The 19,601-nt window shown below is 62.4% G+C and carries 18 protein-coding genes and 1 pseudogene; 7 read left to right on the forward strand and 12 right to left on the reverse strand.

Annotated elements, in window-relative coordinates:
* Positions 1–70: 70 nt before the first annotated feature.
* Positions 71–995 (forward strand): annotated as a pseudogene (gene yegS, locus K1X80_RS10790) (lipid kinase YegS); the annotation flags it as partial.
* Here the strand turns inward: yegS and K1X80_RS10795 are convergent.
* From K1X80_RS10795 to K1X80_RS10805, 3 genes are all read right to left on the reverse strand, one after another.
* Positions 957–1,616 carry a response regulator transcription factor gene (locus K1X80_RS10795; RefSeq protein WP_057960229.1) on the reverse strand — a complete coding sequence of 220 codons (660 nt, stop codon included), beginning with the start codon at positions 1,614–1,616 and terminating at the stop codon, positions 957–959. The pseudogene yegS and the gene K1X80_RS10795 overlap by 39 nt on opposite strands.
* Positions 1,613–2,506 carry a sensor histidine kinase gene (locus K1X80_RS10800; protein WP_057960228.1) on the reverse strand — a complete coding sequence of 298 codons (894 nt, stop codon included), beginning with the start codon at positions 2,504–2,506 and terminating at the stop codon, positions 1,613–1,615. Before K1X80_RS10800 ends, K1X80_RS10795 begins: the two co-directional genes overlap by 4 nt.
* Positions 2,507–2,840: 334 nt before the next feature.
* Positions 2,841–3,290, reverse strand: coding sequence for a hypothetical protein (locus K1X80_RS10805; protein ID WP_120732407.1), 450 nt, complete (start codon positions 3,288–3,290; stop codon positions 2,841–2,843).
* A gap of 554 nt (positions 3,291–3,844) precedes the next feature.
* Between K1X80_RS10805 and K1X80_RS10810 the strand changes: the two genes are divergently transcribed.
* Positions 3,845–4,780 (forward strand): chemotaxis protein CheV, encoded by a 936-nt coding sequence (locus K1X80_RS10810; RefSeq protein ID WP_057960227.1) that lies wholly within the window; start codon positions 3,845–3,847, stop codon positions 4,778–4,780.
* A gap of 105 nt (positions 4,781–4,885) precedes the next feature.
* Complete coding sequence (locus K1X80_RS10815) at positions 4,886–5,692, forward strand: MOSC domain-containing protein (protein ID WP_120732409.1); 807 nt, start codon at positions 4,886–4,888, stop codon at positions 5,690–5,692.
* 62 nt (positions 5,693–5,754) lie between these two features.
* Here the strand turns inward: K1X80_RS10815 and K1X80_RS10820 are convergent, their stop codons facing one another.
* The 8 genes from K1X80_RS10820 to K1X80_RS10855 form a co-directional block, all read right to left on the reverse strand.
* Positions 5,755–6,039, reverse strand: a complete 285-nt coding sequence (locus tag K1X80_RS10820) for a pyrimidine/purine nucleoside phosphorylase (protein ID WP_032862771.1) — start codon at positions 6,037–6,039, stop codon at positions 5,755–5,757.
* 48 nt (positions 6,040–6,087) lie between these two features.
* Positions 6,088–6,630 carry an exonuclease domain-containing protein gene (locus tag K1X80_RS10825; RefSeq protein ID WP_057439153.1) on the reverse strand — a complete coding sequence of 181 codons (543 nt, stop codon included), beginning with the start codon at positions 6,628–6,630 and terminating at the stop codon, positions 6,088–6,090.
* A gap of 70 nt (positions 6,631–6,700) precedes the next feature.
* The gene (locus K1X80_RS10830; RefSeq protein WP_120732413.1) at positions 6,701–8,635 is read right to left on the reverse strand and encodes an acetyl/propionyl/methylcrotonyl-CoA carboxylase subunit alpha; all 1,935 of its coding nucleotides are present in this window, start codon (positions 8,633–8,635) and stop codon (positions 6,701–6,703) included.
* A gap of 148 nt (positions 8,636–8,783) precedes the next feature.
* Complete coding sequence (locus K1X80_RS10835) at positions 8,784–9,566, reverse strand: enoyl-CoA hydratase/isomerase family protein (protein ID WP_258571551.1); 783 nt, start codon at positions 9,564–9,566, stop codon at positions 8,784–8,786.
* Positions 9,563–10,720, reverse strand: coding sequence for a citronellyl-CoA dehydrogenase (gene atuD / locus K1X80_RS10840; RefSeq protein ID WP_220172882.1), 1,158 nt, complete (start codon positions 10,718–10,720; stop codon positions 9,563–9,565). The genes K1X80_RS10835 and atuD overlap by 4 nt, the downstream gene beginning before the upstream one ends.
* A gap of 20 nt (positions 10,721–10,740) precedes the next feature.
* Entirely contained in the window at positions 10,741–12,357 is a 1,617-nt protein-coding gene (atuC, locus tag K1X80_RS10845) for a geranyl-CoA carboxylase subunit beta (protein WP_169989332.1), read from the reverse strand.
* 3 nt (positions 12,358–12,360) lie between these two features.
* On the reverse strand, positions 12,361–13,233 hold the full coding sequence (locus K1X80_RS10850; protein WP_120732419.1) for an SDR family oxidoreductase: 873 nt from the start codon (positions 13,231–13,233) through the stop codon (positions 12,361–12,363).
* A gap of 12 nt (positions 13,234–13,245) precedes the next feature.
* On the reverse strand, positions 13,246–15,024 hold the full coding sequence (locus tag K1X80_RS10855; protein WP_120732421.1) for an acyclic terpene utilization AtuA family protein: 1,779 nt from the start codon (positions 15,022–15,024) through the stop codon (positions 13,246–13,248).
* 157 nt (positions 15,025–15,181) lie between these two features.
* Between K1X80_RS10855 and K1X80_RS10860 the strand changes: the two genes are divergently transcribed.
* From K1X80_RS10860 to K1X80_RS10870, 3 genes are all read left to right on the forward strand, one after another.
* The gene (locus tag K1X80_RS10860) at positions 15,182–15,805 is read left to right on the forward strand and encodes a TetR/AcrR family transcriptional regulator (RefSeq protein WP_057960220.1); all 624 of its coding nucleotides are present in this window, start codon (positions 15,182–15,184) and stop codon (positions 15,803–15,805) included.
* A gap of 99 nt (positions 15,806–15,904) precedes the next feature.
* The gene (locus tag K1X80_RS10865; protein ID WP_081044287.1) at positions 15,905–16,702 is read left to right on the forward strand and encodes an ABC transporter substrate-binding protein; all 798 of its coding nucleotides are present in this window, start codon (positions 15,905–15,907) and stop codon (positions 16,700–16,702) included.
* A gap of 81 nt (positions 16,703–16,783) precedes the next feature.
* Complete coding sequence (locus K1X80_RS10870; RefSeq protein WP_220172883.1) at positions 16,784–17,797, forward strand: GNAT family N-acetyltransferase; 1,014 nt, start codon at positions 16,784–16,786, stop codon at positions 17,795–17,797.
* A gap of 159 nt (positions 17,798–17,956) precedes the next feature.
* Here the strand turns inward: K1X80_RS10870 and K1X80_RS10875 are convergent, their stop codons facing one another.
* Positions 17,957–18,508: an RNA polymerase factor sigma-70 gene (locus tag K1X80_RS10875; RefSeq protein WP_029298131.1), complete on the reverse strand. Its 552-nt coding sequence runs from the start codon at positions 18,506–18,508 to the stop codon at positions 17,957–17,959.
* Between the two features lie 312 nt (positions 18,509–18,820).
* Here K1X80_RS10875 and K1X80_RS10880 point away from each other — a divergent pair, with 312 nt between their 5' ends.
* Positions 18,821–19,579, forward strand: coding sequence for a thioesterase II family protein (locus K1X80_RS10880; RefSeq protein ID WP_057439146.1), 759 nt, complete (start codon positions 18,821–18,823; stop codon positions 19,577–19,579).
* Positions 19,580–19,601 lie beyond the last annotated feature (22 nt).

Genomic DNA, 19,601 nt, shown 5'->3' on the forward strand with positions numbered 1-19,601 from the left:
CAATGGCTTTTTTCTGACTGCCGAAGGTCAACATCCCTCAGGTCCCCTCCAACAATAGGAGCTTCACCCCATGAGTAAACCCAAGGCACTGTTGATTCTGCACGGCAAGCAAGCCCTCAACGAAGACGTGCGGGCGGCAGTGCAAGGCAAGCGCGAGCAGGGGTGGGAGCTGGCGGTGCGCGTCACCTGGGAGGGCGGCGATGCCCAACGCCTGGTGGGTGAAGCCCTGGATGCCGGCTACACACGCCTGATCGCGGGCGGCGGCGACGGCACGCTGCGTGATGTGGCCGAGGCCATGGCCCGCGCCAAGACCGACGCCAGCCTGGTGCTGATGCCCCTGGGCACTGCCAATGACTTCGCCCGTGCGGCCGGCGTGCCGTTGGAGCCGCGTGAGGCCCTGGCGCTGTTGGACGTTGCGCCGCGCGCTATCGACCTGGGGGAGGTTGGCGGGCAGGTGTTTCTCAATATGGCCACTGGCGGTTTTGGCAGCCAGGTCACGGCCAACACTTCCGAGGATCTGAAAAAGGTGCTGGGCGGTGCGGCCTATCTGTTTACCGGCTTGTCGCGTTTCAGCGAGTTGCGGGCGGCTTATGGGGAGCTGGTGGGGCCGGACTTTCACTGGAGCGGCGAGTTACTGGCCCTGGGCATCGGCAACGGTCGCCAGGCCGGTGGCGGGCACGAGCTGTGCCCGGGGGCAATGGCCGATGATGGCTTGCTGGATATCAGCATCCTGCCGGCGCCTCAGGAAGTGGTCGGCACCTTGCGCAGCCTGATGACCGACGGCTGGGGCCTGGATAACCTGTTTGTGCGGGCACGCCTGCCGTGGGTGGAAATCAAGGTGGCCGAAGGACTGGATATCAACCTGGATGGCGAACCGCTCAAGGGCAGTGACCTGCGCTTCAGCGCCTTGCCCAAGGCCTTGCAGGTGCACTTGCCGGTGGATTCACCGTTGCTGGCTAATCGTCCAGGCTGATGATCTGTTCGCGCACGGCGAACAGCACCAGGCCGGCCACATCAAAAATCTGCAGGCGCTTCATGATCTGCGAGCGGTGAGCTTCCACAGTCTTGATGCTCAGGCCCAGGCCGTGGGCGATTTCCCGGGTGGATTTGCCGCGTACGATCAGGCGCAGGATTTCCAGCTGGCGCGCCGTCAGGTTGTGGCGCTGCACGGGCGCCTCCGGGTGGGACTGGCTGTGGATCAAGGCCTGGTTGATCACGGTGTGGGCGATGGCCGGGCTCAGGTAGCGCTCGTTGTTGCGCAGTGCCAGCAGCGCATGTTCCAGCTCGTTGGCGGTGGTGTCCTTGAGCAGGTAGCCGTGGGCGCCTGCCTCCAGGGCACGCATGATCAATTGCGGGTCGGTGTGCATCGACAGGATCAGCACTTTGCTCTTGGGGTAGGCGTGCTTGAGTTGCTGCAACGCATCCAGGCCGCTGGTGTGCTTCATCGACAGGTCCAGCAAGACGATATCGGGCAGCAAGGCGGTATATTGTGCGAGCAGTTGCGCGCCATCGGTGGCCTCGCCAATCACCGCATAGCCTGGGATATCCAGGATCAGCGCGCGCACACCCGCGCGGATCAGGGCGTGGTCATCTACCAGCAGTAAATTGCAGGTCACTCTAGAACCTCAGGGGAATTGGCCCGTTCGAGGGTACGGGGCGCCCAGGGGAACAGCGCTTCGATTCGCGTGCCAAAGCCGGGTTGGCTATTGACCGTCAGCATGCCGCCCAGTTGATCAATGCGTTCGCACATGCCTGACATGCCCCGTTGCCCCGCAAGGGCCGGGTCGGTGGCGGGGGAGAACCCCCGGCCGTCATCGCTGATAAACAGCGACAACCCCTGTGGCAAACGTTGCAGGCGCACCAGCAGGTTGCGCGCCTGGGCATGGCGCAACATGTTCGTCACGGCTTCCTGGGTGATACGAAAGGCCGCCACCGCCATCTCTTCGGGAATCCCGGTCAGGCGTTGCTGGCATTCCAGGCTCCAATGTACCGGGGTGTTTGCCAGGGTCTTGAGCAGGTGCGCGCGCAGGCTCGCCTCCAGGCCCAGGCTGGTCAGTTGCCGGGGATTGAGAATGGCCGAGACGTCCCGCACTTTGGCCAGGGTTTCGTTGAGGGTGTTGCACAGTACGCCGCACTGGTCCTGCAACTCTGCCGGCGAGCGGCGTTGCAGCCAGTCGCTTTGCAGTTTGGCAGCGGTCAGCAGTTGGCCGATATCGTCATGTAGCTCGCGGCTGAGACGATGGCGCTCGTTTTCCTGGACTTGCAGCAGGCGGTCGGCCAATTCCTGGGGCTGGAACTTGATCGACTTGCGCGAGCGCCAACGCTGCAGGCCGGCGGCGGTCAGGGCGGCGAGGTTGAGCAACAGCAAAAACAGCGGCAGCGGTGCTTTGTGGGCATAGACCCAGAGGCTGACCAGAGTCGCGCACAGGCAAAGACCCAGGGTGATCCAACGGGTATTGCCCGAGAGGACGAACCTGGCGATGAGTGACTTGAGGCTGGCGTACATAGCAGATGGAGCCGATGGGTGTTCGCTGCGGGTAGACCGGTCATGACCGCTGGCCGGGCTCTGTTTGGAAAGCGATTGGGTTTAGTCTTGGTTCGAGGCGCTTCTCAGATTTATTACGTATTCACGGTCGGCCACTTCGAGCGCGCTAATAGTACCACCAACAATTACCGTTGGTCGCCTGCTACAAGGCTTAGTTCCGCGGCGTCTAGTTGTACTATTAATTTGGTTTTGTATCGCTATTACCCATATTGGGTTAATGATAGTTGGCTGGCTAAATATTTGACGAGCATTAGTTGGGCGCCCGCCGGCGGCCTGGATTAACCGCACGGCAGGTTCAGGAGGCGTAGGGCATGGAGTGGCGATGGCGAGCGCCAACATCCTTCTGGGGGATCTGCTGGGCAACCGTCTCAATCAACGTGGTTTGCTCCGCGTCATCCAGGCTGAGTTTGCCGGTCTTGACGTCGATCAGTTCCAGTTGCCAGGCCAGCAGCGTCAGGCAGTCATGCAGGGCTGCAAGTGCCGTATCGTGGAGCTGCATCGGGCTTTGGGCGTTGCTGATCAGGTCCTGGATATGCCGGGAAAAGTTGCCAATGGCGTCCAGCGCCATGGCATCGGCCTTTTCTGCCAGTTTGACCAGGCTGTTTTTCATGCAGTCGATGGCATCGTTATCGTTGCGGATCAAATGCAGGTGGCTCAGGCATTCCTCAGACTTGGCCAGCAGCATTTCTGCCTCCAGGAGGAACTCGGGAAGTGCGTCTTGCCACTCTTTACCGTCGTTCATCATGAAAGTCTCCACAACGTACGGTCAGACAATGAGATGTAATACCGGAGCAACGGCTTAAAACTAGCGCCGAAATATGACCGAGATCTGTAGTTCATTTCTGAATTTTGAGTAGTACTTTTATTTGAATGACCAGCGTCGCGACTGCTGGCGCTGCTTGCAGTGGGAACAACCAGAGGCATTCGCATTACTTCGATTGCCCAGGCGTTAATGCCTGGAAGGCCCTTGGGCCGTGGGCTTGCGATAGCAAACAAAAGCCTGACTCCGTTCATGCAATGAGAATGGCGTCACATTAATGGCTATTGGATATCGCGAATATCAGGTTGGACCTGATTGCGACTAGGGGAATCCCTTACATGGCGGAACCTTATGTCCGTTTGAGGGTCGTGCGGCGTGGCTTGACGACCGGACGGCAAGGTGAGGCCAGTAAAGCATGATGTCAGTGTGACATCAATGCATTTGCGTGGCATTTTACCGGGGGGTCAAGGTTTGGCACTGTCTGCCGATATCTTTCTCCAGTAAGCAGCAAATCTTTCAGCACACCCCAGGAGTCTTCAATGGCTGGCATTCTCGACACGGTAGATCAACGCACGCAACTGGTGGGTGAGAATCGCCTGGAGATCCTTATGTTTCGCCTGGCAGGGCGCCAGTTGTTCGCAATCAACGTGTTCAAGGTGCAGGAAGTCCTGCAGTTGCCCAAGCTGACCCTGATGCCCCAGCGTCACCCGTTTGTCTGCGGCGTGGTCAACCTGCGCGGCCAGACCTTGCCGGTGATCGACCTGTCCCAGGCCATCGGCATGCGTCCGCTGGTACCGGGGCCCAACAGTACCATTATCGTTACCGAGTACAACCGCTCGGTACAGGCGTTCCTGGTGGGCGGCGTCGACCGCATCGTCAACATGACCTGGGAGTCGATCCTGCCACCGCCGGCGAGCGCCGGCCGCCAGCACTACCTCACGGCCATCAGCAAGGTGGATGAGCAGTTGGTGGAAATCATCGACGTGGAAAAAGTCCTCGCCGAGATCGTGCCCTACAACGCCAAGGTCTCCCGGGAAAAACTCGAGGATCCGGTGCTCGAACGTGCCCGTGGTCGCGAAGTGCTGTTGGTGGATGACTCCAACGTGGCCTTGTCGCAACTGCGCGACACCCTGGGGCAACTGGGGGTGAAGATGCATATCGCCAGTGACGGCCTCAAGGCCTTGAACATGCTCAAGGCATGGGCGGACAGCGGCCAGGTGATGACCGACAAACTGTTGATGATCTTCACCGACGCCGAAATGCCCGAGATGGACGGCTACCGCCTGACTACCGAGATCCGCAACGACCCGCGTCTGCGCGGCCTCTATGTGGTGCTGCACACATCCTTGTCGGGCAGCTTCAACGACTCGATGGTGAAGAAGGTCGGTTGCGACAACTTCCTCTCCAAATTCCAGCCCGACAAGTTGGTGGATGTGGTGCGCCAGCGCCTGATGCTGGACGAAGTGCCGGCCTGATTCCGGCCTGTGACGAGGGGGCCTCTAATTGCCGGCCGGGGGAAATTTTGATTCTGCCGGCGTGCTCGTATAGGGTGACGCTTTTGCTCACAGGAACCCACGCTCATGCTTCGTCTCAGCGCGTTGTATCGGTACCCCTTGAAGTCGGGCAAGGCAGAGACCTTGTCGCAGATCGGCCTGGATAAACTCGGGCTGGACGGGGACCGACGCTGGATGCTGGTGGACGAGGCCAGTGGGCGATTCCTGACCCAGCGTGCCGTGGCGCAGATGAGCCAGCTGTCGGCGTTGTGGAATGCCGCCGGTGGCCTGACCTTGAGCGCTGCAGGCCTGCCCACCCTGGATGTGGCGTTGCCCGGCGCCGATGCCGAGCTGCGTGGTGTCACCATCTGGCGCGACACCCTGCGGGTCCCGGACGCCGGTGCTGAGGCCGCCGATTGGGTCAGCCAGTTCATCGGCAAACCGACACGCTTGGTGCAAGTCCCGCTGGAGCGCGCGCGCACCACGGCGGCCGGCTACGGCAAGGACGATGACCAGGTGGCGTTCGCCGACGGTTTCCCCTTGTTGCTGATAGGCCAGGCGTCTCTCGACGACTTGTCGCAACGCGTCGGCCGGCCCATGGAAATGCTGCGCTTTCGCCCCAACCTGGTGATCGAAGGCAGCGAGGCCTTTGCCGAGGATGGCTGGAAGCGCCTGCGCATTGGTGAGGTGGAGTTCCGGGTGGTCAAGTCTTGCTCGCGGTGCATCCTCACCACCATCGACCCGGCGACCGGGGAGCGCAGTGCCGATCGCCAGCCGCTGGCGACCCTGGAAACCTACCGCAAACAGCCCGATGGCGTGATGTTCGGCCAGAACCTGGTCAATGACGGTGCGGGCCGCCTGGAAGTCGGCATGCCGGTGACGATCCTCGAATAACCGTCGCCCATGAAAAATGCCCGCCTCTTGGGAGGCGGGCATTTTTTTTGCGCGGAAAAAGCTTAGCCGCGGTATTCGCAGAGGTAGGCAGTGTCCACGGCCACCTTGAGCTGGAACTTGCTGTCGGCAGGCACATTGAACTGGCTGCCGGCGGCGAAGGTTTCCCAGGCGTCGCTGCCTGGCAACTTGACGGTGAGCGCGCCCGAGACCACGTGCATGATTTCACGCTGGGCCGTGCCGAATTCGTATTCACCCGGAGCCATCACGCCGATGGTCGCCGGACCTTCAGGGGTGCCGAAGGCGATCGACTTGACGGTGCCGTCGAAGTACTCATTGACTTTGAACATGGGCGAATCCTCGAAAAAAGGGGCAAGAAAGGTCGGCCAGTATGCCTTCTACACGGGCAAAATCAACGGCAGCAAACGCGCGGTATTGCGCGCATCTTCCAGTGCCCGGTGTTGCTGGCCGTTGAACTGCATGCCCGCCAGTTGCAAGGCGCCATTGAGCCCCAACGGCTTGTCCAGGCGTCGGGCCTTGGCGAAGCGTTGCTTGAGGTTCACATGGGGTGTCTGGCTTAGCGCGCTGGCCAAGCCATGGCGCTGCCACTCCAACTCCAGTTGCTGGCGATCATAGTCGCCCCAGCTGGCCCAGCCTTCCAGGCGCGGATGATGCTGGCCCAGCCAGCGTTCGAACAGCGGCCAGACCTCGGTCAAGGGCGCTGCGCTGTCGATACTGGCCTGGCTGATGTGCGTCAGCTGGCGGCAGAACGGCGTCAACAACGGGCGGCGCAAGGGCCGCACGAAGCGCTGGAAATGGTCCAGCTCGCGGCCCTGGCGGTTGACCAGGCTCACGCCGATTTCGATGATTTCCATCTCCGACACGGGCCAGCCGCCGTCATCCGTTGTGGCTTCAAGATCAATAATCAGCCAATGAGGCATCGCAGGTTCCCGTACTCATCCCTTTCTGATGGGGATAGAGCGTAGCCAAGCCTGGTAGTTCCGCCCAGGGCTACTCGATCTGCAGCAATACCTGGCGATTGCGCACTTGATCACCGGCGCTGACGTGAATGGCCTTGACCACCCCGTCGATGCCCGCTTTGAGCGGATGCTCCATTTTCATCGCTTCGAGCACCAGCAGCAGTTGGCCCTTGCTCACCACATCCCCTTCGCGCACCTGCAGCAGGGTAATGGCACCGTCCATCGGCGCCTTGACCGTGCCGCTGCTGACGGGCGCTTCACGACTGGCCACGGTTTGCGTCTGGTTGCTCACGCACAGGCTGGTGCCGGCATTCAACAGCCAGAGCTGGGAGCCTTGCAGGTGATAGGCAATCCGCCGCCGAATGCCGTTGATGACCAGGCTGGCCCAGCGTCCGTCGCTGTCGAGGAGGTGGATGTCGATGTTGCCGACTTGCAGATGATCCTCCGCCAGTAAGCGGGCGCTGACCTCATGGCGGTGCTCATCGACGCCCAGGCGGTAGGTCCAGGGCACGCTGGCATTGTTGCGCCAGCCTGCCAGGGCCGGGCCATGCACTGCCGCGCTGTGCCGATAAAACAGGGCGGCGGCCAGAGCCAGGTCTTCTTCGCTGACGGCAGGGCGGGCAATGTCACTGAAGTGTTCGGCAATAAATCCGGTGCTGAAATCCGCCGCGACAAATTGCGCATGCCCCAGCAGGTCCACCAGTAACCGCTGATTGCTGGGGATCCCCAGCAGCACGCAGTCCTGCACCGCCCGCAGCAGCTTGCGCCGGGCCTCTTCGCGGGTAGCGCCATGGGCGATGATCTTGCCCAGCATCGGATCATAGAACGGGCTGATGCGCTGCGGGGCTTGCAATCCATGATCGACCCGCACCCCGGCTGCCGGCTCCCAGCGCAACACCTCGCCAGTTTGTGGCAAGAAACCCTGGGCCGGGTCTTCGGCGTATAGGCGCACTTCCATGGCATGCCCGCTCAGCGTCACCTGGTCCTGGCGCAAGGGCAGGGGCTGGCCGGCGGCGATTTGCAGTTGCCAGTCCACCAGGTCCAGGCCGGTGATCAGTTCGGTGACCGGGTGCTCCACTTGCAGGCGGGTGTTCATTTCCAGGAAATAGAACCGCCCGCTCCGGTCCAGCAGGAACTCCACAGTGCCCGCGCCGACATACGCCACTGCGCGTCCGGCCTTGAGCGCCGCTTCGCCCATGGCCTGGCGCAGTTCGGCAGTCATGACCGGGCAGGGTGCTTCTTCGATGACCTTCTGATGGCGGCGCTGGACCGAGCAATCACGTTCGCCCAGGTAGATCAGGTTGCCGTGGGCATCGCCGAACAGCTGGATTTCCACATGGCGCGGTTCGATCAGCGCCTGCTCCAGAATCAGTTCGTCGCTGCCAAAGGCATTCAGGGCCTCGGAGCGTGCGGTGTGCAGTTGTTCGAGCAACTGCGCCGGCGCGTGCACCAGGCGCATGCCGCGTCCGCCGCCGCCGGCACTGGCCTTGATCATCAGCGGGTAGCCGATGCGCTCGGCTTCGCTCTGCAGGGTGGTGTCGTCCTGCGCGCTGCCTTGGTAGCCGGCAATGCACGGCACCCCGGCGTCGAGCATGGCGATTTTTGACAGGCGCTTGCTGCCCATCAACTCGATGGCGTCGGCGCTGGGGCCGATAAATACCAGGCCGGCGGCAATGCAGGCCTTGGCGAACTCGGGGTTCTCCGAGAGAAAGCCGTAGCCGGGGTGGATCGCATCGGCGCCGGTCAGGCGTGCGGCATCGAGGATCGCCGGGATGTTCAGGTAGGACTGTTGCACCGGGGCGGGGCCGATATCCACCGCTTCGTCGGCCATTTGTACGTGCAGGGCGTTGGCGTCGGCTGCGCTATAGATCGCCACGGTGCGGTAGCCCAGGGCCTGGGCGGTGCGCTGGATTCGGCAGGCGATTTCGCCGCGGTTGGCGATCAGTATTTTATTGAAACTGGGCATTTTGGGTCCCTGTTTGATTGGTTGCGCAGGCGCGGGCTTGTGTGGGCGCTGGCTTGCCTGCGATTGCATCACCTCGGTATCCCTGACAGATCCAGGTGCCCGCATCGCAGGCAAGCCAGCTCCTACAGGGGATGTGGCGTTTTCAAGATCAACTCACCCACCTGGCCTTGCGTTTCTCGACAAACGCCCGCGTCCCCTCAATGCCTTCTTCCCCGGTCACCGCCTCGGCAAACCAATCGGCAGCCTGATCCAGCAGCAGCTCCAACGGCTGATCCAGGCTCTGGAGCAACAACGCCTTGGTTCGCGCATTGGCGCGCGGTGCACAGCGCAATACCTGCCCCAACACCTCATCCAGGCGCTGCGCCAATCCTTGGGGGGCATGCTCGACAAAATGCACCACCCCCAGGCGCTGCGCCTCGACCCCGTCAAACCGCGCTGCGGTCAACGCCAGGCGCCGGGCCTGGGTCAGGCCGATGCGCCGCACCACAAACGGTGCGATCTGCGCCGGCAGCACGCCGAGGCTGGTTTCCGGCAAGCCGAACTGTGCCTGGTGGTCGGCAATGGCGATGTCGCTGACACACGCCAGGCCAAAACCGCCGCCCAGCACCGCGCCCTGCAACACCACAATCACCACTTGGGGCAGGGCTTCGACTTCTTGCAACAGCGCGCCAAACACCCGGTTCAAATCACGCAAGCCTTCGCGGCTGCCCGCGCGGCTCATGTCCTTAACATCGGCGCCCGCACAGAAGTGCCCGCCAGCGCCACTGATCACCAATGCCCGCACCTGCTCGTCACGGGCGACATCCGTCAGCACGGCGCGCAGTTCGCTGACCATCTGCACGCTCATGGCATTGCGGTTCTGCGGGCGGTTGAGGGTGATGTGCAACACGCCGTTGTGCGGCTCCAGCAGCAGGGTTTCACAGGCGTTCACGATTTTTTCCCCGGCAGCGTACCCATCAGTTTGCAGATGATCCCCAGCATGATCTCGTCGGCGCCGCCGCCAATCGACACCAGGCGCACATCACGATAGGCGCGGGCCACCGGGTTGTCCCACATAAAGCCCATGCCACCCCAGTACTGCAGGCAGCTGTCGCTGACTTCGCGGCCCAGGCGCCCGGCCTTGAGCTTGGCCATCGAGGCCAGCCGCGTCACGTCCTGGCCCTTGAGGTATTGCTCGGTGGCCTGGTAGACCAGGGCGCGTAGGCACTCGATCTCGGTGGACAGTTCGGCCAGGCGAAAGTGGATCACCTGGTTGTCGATCAGGGCCTTGCCGAAGGTCTGGCGCTCCTTGCAGTAGGCGATGGTGCTGTCGACGCAGGCCTCCAGGCCCTTGATCATATTGGCCGCGCCAAACAGCCGTTCTTCCTGGAACTGCAGCATCTGCATCATGAAGCCCGCGCCTTCGTGGCCGATGCGGTTGCGCTGTGGAATACGCACATCATCGAAAAACACCTGGGCGGTTTCCGAGCTGTGCATGCCGAGCTTTTCCAGGGGAGGGCTGACGCTGATCCCAGGGGTGTTCATCGGCACCATGATCAGTGACTTGTTGATATGCGGCTTGCCGTCCGAAGTGTTGGCCAGCAGGCAGATAAAGTCGGCGCTGGGGGAGTTGGTGATCCACATCTTGCTGCCGTTGATCACGTAGTCGTCGCCGTCCTTGCGGGCGTGGGTTTTCAAGCCCGCCACGTCGGAGCCAGCGCCGGTCTCCGAGACGCCGATGCAGCCCACCTGTTCGCCGCTGATGGCCGGGCGCAGGAATTCGTCGCGCAGTTCATCGGAGCCAAAACGTGCGAGCGCCGGGGTGCACATATCAGTCTGTACGCCGATGGACATCGGGATGCCGCCGCAGCGGATGGTGCCGAATTCTTCGGCGGCGACAATCGAGTAGCTGTAGTCCAGACCCATGCCGCCGAACTTCTCTGGCTTGGAAATACCCAGCAGACCGAGATCGCCGGCCTTGCGGAAAATCTCGTGGATGGGAAAGCGCCCGGCTTTTTCCCATTCGTCGACGTGGGGGTTGATCTCGCGCTCGATAAAACCCCGTACGGTACGGCGCAGCTCTTCGTGTTCCTGGGTGAAGATCATTTTTATTGTTCTCCTGATCGTTAAAAGCGCGCGGCGCCAAAGCTGTTGGGTTGCAATTGGCGCACCTGGGCTTGCTGGCAGATATCCAACAGGTAGCCCAGCAGCGTGCGGGTGTCCCGCGGGTCAATCAGCCCGTCGTCCCACAGGTTGGCGCTGCCATACAGGGCCGTGGACTGGCTATCGAGTTTCTGCGCGGTGACGTGTTCGAGCATGTCGAGCACCTTGGGGTCGGGCACCAGGCCGTCTTTCAACTGCTTGGCCTCGGTGACAATGCGCAGCACCTTGCCGGCCTGGGCGCCGCCCATCACGGCGGTGCGGCTGTTGGGCCAGGCGAAGATAAAGCGTGGGTCCAGGCCACGGCCGCACATCGCATAGTTGCCGGCGCCGTAGGAACCGCCGACCACCACCGTGAGCTTGGGCACGCGGGCATTGGCCACCGCCTGGATCATCTTCGCGCCGTGCTTGATCACGCCTTGTTGCTCGGATTCGGTGCCCACCATAAAGCCGGTGGTGTTGTGGAAAAACAGCAGCGGTGTCTGGCTCTGGTCGCACAGCTGGATAAATTGCGCGGCCTTGCTCGCGCCCTTGGGCGTGATCGGGCCGTTGTTGCCGATAAACCCGCAGGCCCGGCCCTGGATGTGCAGGTGGCCGCAGACGGTGTGGGGATCGAACTCGCCCTTGAACTCCAGGAAGTTGGAGCCATCGGCGATACGCGCGATGATTTCCCTTACGTCATAGGGCTTTTTCGGGTCCGAGGGGATCAGGCCCAGCAGCTCTTCAATCGGATACAGCGGCTCTGTATAGGTCCGCGCCGGCTGGGGTGGCAGCCGGTCGTCCCAGGGCAGCAGGCTGACAATCTCGCGCACGATGCGCACGCCGTCGGCGTCATTTTCCGCCAGGTATTCGGCGGTGCCGGCGGTTTGCGCATGCATCTGGGCGCCGCCCAGTTCCTCGTCCGTCGCCACTTCGCCGGTGGCGGCCTTGAGCAGCGGCGGGCCGGCCAGGAACAGCTTGGCCTTGCCGCGCACCACCACCACGTAATCCGAAAGCCCCGGCTGATAGGCACCGCCGGCGGTGGCCGAGCCGTGCACCACGGTGATCTGCGGCAGGCCCATGGCTGACATCCGCGCCTGGTTGGCGAAGCTGCGCGCGCCTTCGACGAAAATCTCCGCCGCGTAATTAAGATTGGCGCCGCCGCTTTCGGCCAGGGTCACCACCGGCAATTTGTTCTCCATGGCGATCTGTTGCAGGCGCAGGGATTTTTTCAAGCCGCTGGGGGAAATCGTCCCGCCCTTGATTGCGCTGTTGTTGGCCACCACCAGCAGGCGCACGCCGCTGACATAGCCGATACCGGCAATCAGCCCGCCGCCGGCCGCGCTGCCATCCTTGTCGTCGTGCAGCTTGTAACCGGCCAGGCTTGCCAGTTCGAGGAAGGGCGCACCGGGGTCGAGCAACAGGTTGAGGCGCTCACGGGGCAGCAGTTGGCCGCGTTTGTCGAACTTGCCCTTGGCCTCGGCGGCCTTGTCCAACAGGTTCTGTTCCAGTTGGCGCAGATGATGGATGGCGGTGAGCATGGCCTCGCGGTTCTGTGCGAACTGCGGGCTGTGGGTGTCGAGTAGGGAGTCGATGACCGGCATGGTTTATTGGCCCTCCTTGAGCACATCCGGCAGGTAGGCGCGGTGAAAACCATTGAACGACGGGCTCGGCGGCTGCGCCTTGTGCAGCGGCCAGGCGCGGCTGCCCAGGCTGGCGGCGCCGTCGATGCGCAAGGTGCTGCCGCTGACGAATGCGGCGGCGGGGCTGAGCAGGAACACAATCGCCGCACTGACTTCCGATTCGGTGCCAATGCGCTTGAGGGGCACATGCTCGCGCAGGGTCGGGATCACCGCCTTGAACGCGCCTTCGTAGGTGTCCATGCCACTGGAGGCGATCCAGCCCGGCGCCACTGCGTTGACCCGCACCCCGGCGTAACCCCACTCGAACGCGGCGGTCTTGGTGAAGTTGTCCATCCCCGCGCGCGCTGCGCCCGAGTGGCCCATGCCGGGCATGCCGCCCCACATGTCGGCCAGCATGTTGACGATGGCACCGCCGTGCTTGCTCATTGACTGATTGAACACTTCCCGCGCCATCAGGAAACCGCCCACCAGGTTGGTGCGCAGCACGGTTTCAAAGCCTTTTTGATTGATCGACGCCAGGGGCGAGGGGTATTGGCCGCCGGCATTGTTCACCAGACCCTGGATCGGCCCGTGTGCCTCGATGATCTGGCTGACCAGCGCCTTCACCGCTTCTTCATCGCGGATATCACAGGCGTGCCAGCTGGCGTGGCCGCCGTCTTGGGTAATTTCCTGGGTGACCCGTTGCAGCTTTTCCGGCTTGCGCCCCACCAGCACCACATGGGCGCCGAGTGCCGCCAGTTCATGGGCGGTGCAACGGCCAATGCCGCTGCCGCCACCGGTGACGATAAGGGTCTGCCCCTGGAACAGGTCGGCTTTGAAGATCGAGTCGAAGGCCACGGCGAGAGTCCCTTAGGTGAGTTGATCGGCGATGTGGCGGGGCACGGCAATCGGGATTTCCAGCAGTTGCTGGGCGAAAGCCTTGCCTTGTGGGTCGATGCGCAGGCTGGCGATACCGCCGCCGCCCAGGGCGTTTTCGAGGAGGAAGTTGAGGCTGTGGCTGCCCGGCAGGTACCAGCGCTCGACGCGCCCGTGCAGTGGGTCGAGTACATGGCTCATCCAGTCGACGATCACCTCTGGGGTCAGTGCTTCGGCAATCCATGGCAGGTATTCGGGCTGGCGCGCGATTACGCCAATATTGCTGTGATTACCCTTGTCCCCGGAGCGCGCCACGGCCAGCTTGACCAGGGGCACGCTGGCCTCGGCGCGGCCTTCGGGTTTGGGCGGGTCGAGGGGCGCGTGGGGCGTGCTCAGGGCGGCCGTGGCAGGCAGTTCGCAAGGGTGGGATTGCCCCTGGAAGTCGACGCTCAGGCGGCACGCGCTTTTGTCGATCAGGAACGAAAACAGGCGGATCAGTGGATACACCGTGGGCCTGCCGCCGACAATGCCGGTCAGGCCCGGCGTCATGCCGGTGGCCGCCTGGGCGATTTCCCGGGCGAACAGCACCAGGGCCTGTTTGCTTGGGTGACGCACCGCCAGCTTGAGCACCACTTCGCGACAGGCCTGGCGCCGGGCATGGGCGCCGTAGGTGGCCTCACTGCCGAGCAACTCGATGCTGACCTCGGTATAGGGTGCCCAGCCGCGCTGGCTGAACAACTGCGAGGTCTTGTTGATGATCGCCTGGCCGACCCGTTCGGCCTTGGCCACCGCGTCGATGCCGGCCAGCAGGCAACTGGCGGTACAGCGGAAACCGTCGGGGTAGGTGGCACTGACTTTGTACTGGTCGGTGGGTGCCAGCCCTTTGGCACCGCGCAGACGCACGCGGTTTTCGCCTTGTTGCTCCAGCGTGACCTGGCTGAAGTCGCAGATCACATCCGGCAGCAGGTAGGCGCGTGGGTCGCCGATCTCATACAGCAGTTGTTCGGCGACGCTCAGTTCGCTGATCAGGCCGCCTGTGCCCGGCACTTTGCTGACGGTGAACTGGCCGTCGGCACTGACCTCGACAATCGGGAAACCGATGTGCTCGTAGTCCGGCACCTCGCGCCAATCGGTGAAGTTGCCGCCAGTGCACTGCGCGCCACATTCGATGATATGCCCGGCCAGTGCGGCCTGGGCCAGGTGGTCGTAGTCCTGCCACCCCCAGTTGAATTCATGCACCAGGGCCGCGCTGACCACTGCGCTGTCCACCACGCGCCCGGTAATAACGATATCGGCGCCCAGTTGCAGGGCCTGGACGATGCCCGGCGCGCCGAGGTAGGCATTGGTCGACACGCACATCGCCGGCAAAGGCGCGCCGCTGAACATATCGCTGATGCCCTGCAGTTGCTTGAACTGCGGTTGCAAGTCATCGCCCAGCACTACGGCGATTTTCAGCGGCACCCCGGCCTGGTCGCAGGCGGCCTGCAAGGCGGCGGCGCAGGCCTGGGGGTGGATGCCGCCGGCGTTGCTGATCACCCGGATGCCCTGGCGCTGGATATCACCGAGCAACGGCGCCAGGACTTCGACGAAATCCGGGGCGTAGCCGGCCTGGGGGTCTTTCATGCGCGCCCCGGCGAGGATCGACAGGGTGACTTCGGCCAGGTAGTCGAACACCAGGTAGTCCAGCGCGCCGCCTTGCACCAACTGCGCGGCGGCGGTGCAGGTGTCGCCCCAGAATGCACTGGCGCAGCCGATACGAACGGTCTTGTTCATGGGACGTCCTTCTCTGCAAAATCGCTGGGTCGAGACTACCAAGCAAGCGCTTGGTTTGTAAACTGCGTACACAACTTGTGCCCAAGCGCTTGCTTGGGTGGCTGCCACGGCCTAAATTGCCGGCCATGACGCAATCAAAGTAGTTGAGGAGAGCAGCATGGATGAGCAAAAAGCCCTGGAGGTGATGCGCACCATGGTGGACGGCGGGCAACTGACCGACCCCGACAGCGCCCGGGGCAAGCTGCTGCAGACCGCGGCTCACCTGTTTCGCAACAAGGGCTATGAACGCACTACCGTGCGCGACCTGGCCAGTGCGGTGGGGATCCAGTCCGGCAGCATCTTCCACCACTTCAAGAGCAAGGACGAAATCCTGCGGGCGGTGATGGAGGAAACCATCCATTACAACACCGCGCTGATGCGCGCCTCCCTGGCCGAGGCGAGCAGCGTGCGCGAACGGGTGCTGGCGCTGATTCGCTGTGAGTTGCAGTCGATCATGGGCGGCAGCGGCGAGGCCATGGCGGTGCTGGTGTATGAATGGCGTTCGCTGTCGGCAGAAGGGCAGGCCCAGGTGCTGGCATTGCGCGATGTCTACGAAGAGATCTGGTTGCAGGTATTGGGGGAGGCCAAGCAGGCTGGGTATATCAAGGGTGATGTATTTATCACTCGGCGTTTCCTGACCGGGGCGCTGTCGTGGACCACGACCTGGTTCCGCGCCCAGGGCAGCATGACCCTCGAGCAATTGGCCGATGAAGCATTGCTGCTGGTGCTGAAGGCGGATTAGGCGGGTAAAGCAAGCGATTTAATTGTCGGGCCGGAAGTTGTCTCCCCGGACAAAAACGCCTAGCTTAGCGAGATCCAGATTTTGAACGGTGCGTGCCTGATGTTTTCGCCATTGCGGCTGGCTGCAGGATTAACAGTATTGGCAATGGGCACCTTGTGGCAGGCGCAGGTTTCGGCGGCCCAATTGGTACGGGTCGGTGCTGCGCATTTTCCACCGTATACGGTGCGCCCGGAGCAGGGCGCCGACAGCGGGCTGCTCCCGCAATTGCTGGAAGCGCTGAACCGTGCGCAGCGCGAGTACCAGTTTGTGCTGGTACCCACCTCCATTCCCCGGCGTTTTCGTGATTTCCAGCAGGGCCGGATCGATATGGCCATCTTCGAGAACCCGCAGTGGGGTTGGCAGGATATCCCCCATGCCAGTGTCGACATGGGCCTGGAGGACGCCGAGATATTCGTTGCCCAGCGCCAGACCGATCGCGGCCAGGGCTATTTCACCGATCTGACGGGCAAGCGCCTGGCGGTGTTCAGCGGTTATCACTACGCCTTCGCCAACTTCAACCCCGACCCCAAGGCCATGGCCGCGCAGTTCAACGCCACCTTGACCTATTCCCATGACAGCAACTTGCTGATGGTGACCCGTGGCCGCGCGGATATCGCCCTGGTCACACGTTCTTACCTCAGTGACTTTATGGTGCGCAATGCCGACACCGCCGGGCAGTTCCTGGTGTCGGAGCGCATTGATCAGGTGTACCACCACTACGCCTTGCTGCGGCCCAAGGCGGCGATCAGCGGCCCGGCGTTTGCCGCATTGCTCAAGGATCTGCGCGACAGCGGCGAGCTGTTGAAGATCTTCGAACCGTACCGCATTGATGTGCTGCCGGTAGCTGACGCGCCCTGATCCGGGCAACGCCCGCTTAAATTTTTGCTGCTGGTTCACGTCACTTCGTCTAACTGTCGACGATTATCGTGAGCCCCCTCCATGCCCAATCCCCAAGACTTGTCAGTCCTGCCACTCCCGGCAGGGCCTGCCCTTAACGCAGACGAAAGCGATGGCCGCCTGACCCTGACTCTCGCAGGCCAGCCGCTGGTGCGCCTGCGCCTGGCGCGCGGCGAAGAGCTGCACCTGCAGTTGCAAAGCCCCGGTGAGGTGCCGTCGGTGCAGGCCTTGTGGGCCGCCTGTTACTGGCTGTTTGCCCGGGAGCCTGAGCGCCAGCAACTGGCCTGGCACCTCGAATACGCCCCTGACGAGGCCCTGCGCAGCGGCCTGCTGCTGGCCACGGATGTGGCAGGGCAGTTCCGTTGCGAGCGCACTCTGTTCTGGCAATTGCCACAGCCGTGGTTGGGCCAGCCGGTGAGTGGCGCTTATCCGCAGCAAATGATCCTCAGCAATGGCAAGCGCCATCCGGTGCGTGCGCCCAAACCGTGCGGCGAAGTCTACCGACGTTTCGACGCGCGCCTGGGCGCGTGGATTTCACTGCGTACGCTGGAGATCGACGTGGACCTGGCCCGCTTCAATCGCTGGCAGAACAGCGCGCGGGTCGCCAGTTTCTGGCAGGAAAGCGGCAGCCTGGAGCAGCATCGAGACTATCTGGAGAAGCTTGCAGCTGATCCACATGCCTTGACGCTGATCGGCTGTTTCGACGATGAGCCGTTTGCCTATTTCGAGGCGTATTGGGCCAGGGAGGATCGCATTGCGCCGTTCTATGAGGTGGACGATTACGATCGGGGCATCCATATGCTGGTGGGGGAGGAGCACCACCGCGGGCCGCACAAGGTGGCCAGTTGGCTGGCGGCGCTGGTGCACTACCTGTTTCTCGACGACCCGCGCACCCAGCGGGTGGTGGCGGAGCCCAGGGCCGACAACGCGAAGATGATTGGGTATATGCAGAACCAGTGTTTCCACTGCGAGAAGGAGTTCGATTTCCCCCACAAGCGCGCGGCGCTGATGATGCTGGGGCGGGAGCGGTTTTTTGAGCGGTGTGGGTTGGCCTGAGACCTTGGGGGCAATGAATATCAACTGTGGGGGCTTGTGTGGGAGCGGGCTTGCCCGCGATAGCGGCGTGTCAGCCACTGAATTGACTGGCTGATCCAATGCCATTGCGGGCAAGCCCGCTGCCACACAAGCTCATGCCTCATTGCAATGGCGTGGTGCTCAGACCCGTCGGGCAAACGTATCGCTATGGGTCCCCGAAACCTTACGGCAGTGCACCAACGCATCACGGATCATAAAGTTGACCAGCGTTGGCGACACCCCCAGTTCCTTGGCGATGTCCTTTTGCGGCACGCCATGCAGACGGTACATCTCGAACGCGTAGCGCGTGCGCTGGGGCAGTTCGGTCAGGGCGTCGGCGATGTTTTCCAGGGTGGAAAAATTGATGTGCGAGGTTTCCGGTGAAGCGCCATGAATAACCACATTCAAGCCTTCCTCTTCCGTCCCGGAGTACTTCAGTTCCAGGGCCTGTTTACGGTAGTGGTCGATAGCCAGGTTACGCACGATCTGGAACAGGTAGCTCAGTTGAGCCTTGAACGATGAGGTGATCTGCGGGGCCGATTGCAGTCTGAAGTAGGCGTCCTGCACCACGTCTTCGGCACGGGAACGGCAGCCGGTAATGCGCGCCGCGATCTTGACCAGGATCAGTCGATTATCGACAAACGCCTGGAGTAACGGTGAATCGCACCTGCTTGTGGATACTTGTTCCGTCATGGAAATCACCTTGCTGCAAATATGGTTAGTGGAGGGCATCCCTGCTGAGGCCTCCTACACATCGGGCAACAAATTATGCTTAATGATAATGATTGTCAAATGAGAAGTGGAACTAATCTTATACCGAAATACAAACTGTGAGGCGCTTCTCTTTGTGTCCCGGCCCTGGCAGGCAGACTAATTATTTTGCCGGGCCATCCGTTCTCATTGGTGACAGGCCAGCCAACACGCCGGCCATGGATTTGCACCCGGAGGAGGACGACATGCGTTTCTATCGCGAGAACCCAGCGATCCAGGCAGGGGTGGTCTGAGATGAGCACGTCGACCCGCTTGCGCCTATTTTGCCTGCCCTATTCGGGCGCCAGCGCCATGTTCTACAGCCGCTGGCGTCGGGCACTGCCGGAGTGGTTGCAAGTGCGCCCGCTGGAGTTGCCGGGGCGTGGCATGCGCATGGACGAGCCCTTGCAGCGCGATATCAAGGTGCTTGCCGCGCAGTTGGCGGATGAGATCAGCGCCGAACTCGACGGCCCTTACGCCTTGTTTGGCCATAGCCTGGGCGGTTTGCTGGCTTTCGAGCTGGCCCATGCCCTGCGCGAACGCGGGCTGCCTGCACCCCTGGCGCTGTTTGCTTCGGCCACCGCCGGCCCGGCGCGACGGGATGTCAGCGAATACGCCATTGAAAAAGACGACACCCAACTGATCGAGCGCCTGCGCAAGCTCAAGGGCACGCCCGAAGACGCGTTGACCAACCGCGAATTGATGCAATTGACGCTGCCGATCCTGCGCGCCGACTTCCTGTTGTGTGGCAGTTTCCAGTATGGCGAGCGCGAGCCGTTGTCGATGCCGATCCATGTGTTTGGCGGCAAGCAGGACGACGTGCGCGCCGACGAGTTACTCGACTGGCAGGAAGACACCGCCAGTGGTTTCTCCCTGGACATGTTCGAGGGGCACCATTTCTTTCTGGTGCAACAGGAAAGCTCACTGTTGCGCTGCCTGCGCCGCTACGCCGACGAACACTTGACCCGCTGGCGCCATAGCGCTGCACGGCGGGCGGCCCTGGCGACCGGCTGAACACGCCGCCGCGCGCCCATGC

This window comes from Pseudomonas sp. So3.2b (genome assembly GCF_019464415.1).
In the GTDB taxonomy this organism is placed as follows: domain Bacteria; phylum Pseudomonadota; class Gammaproteobacteria; order Pseudomonadales; family Pseudomonadaceae; genus Aquipseudomonas; species Aquipseudomonas shahriarae.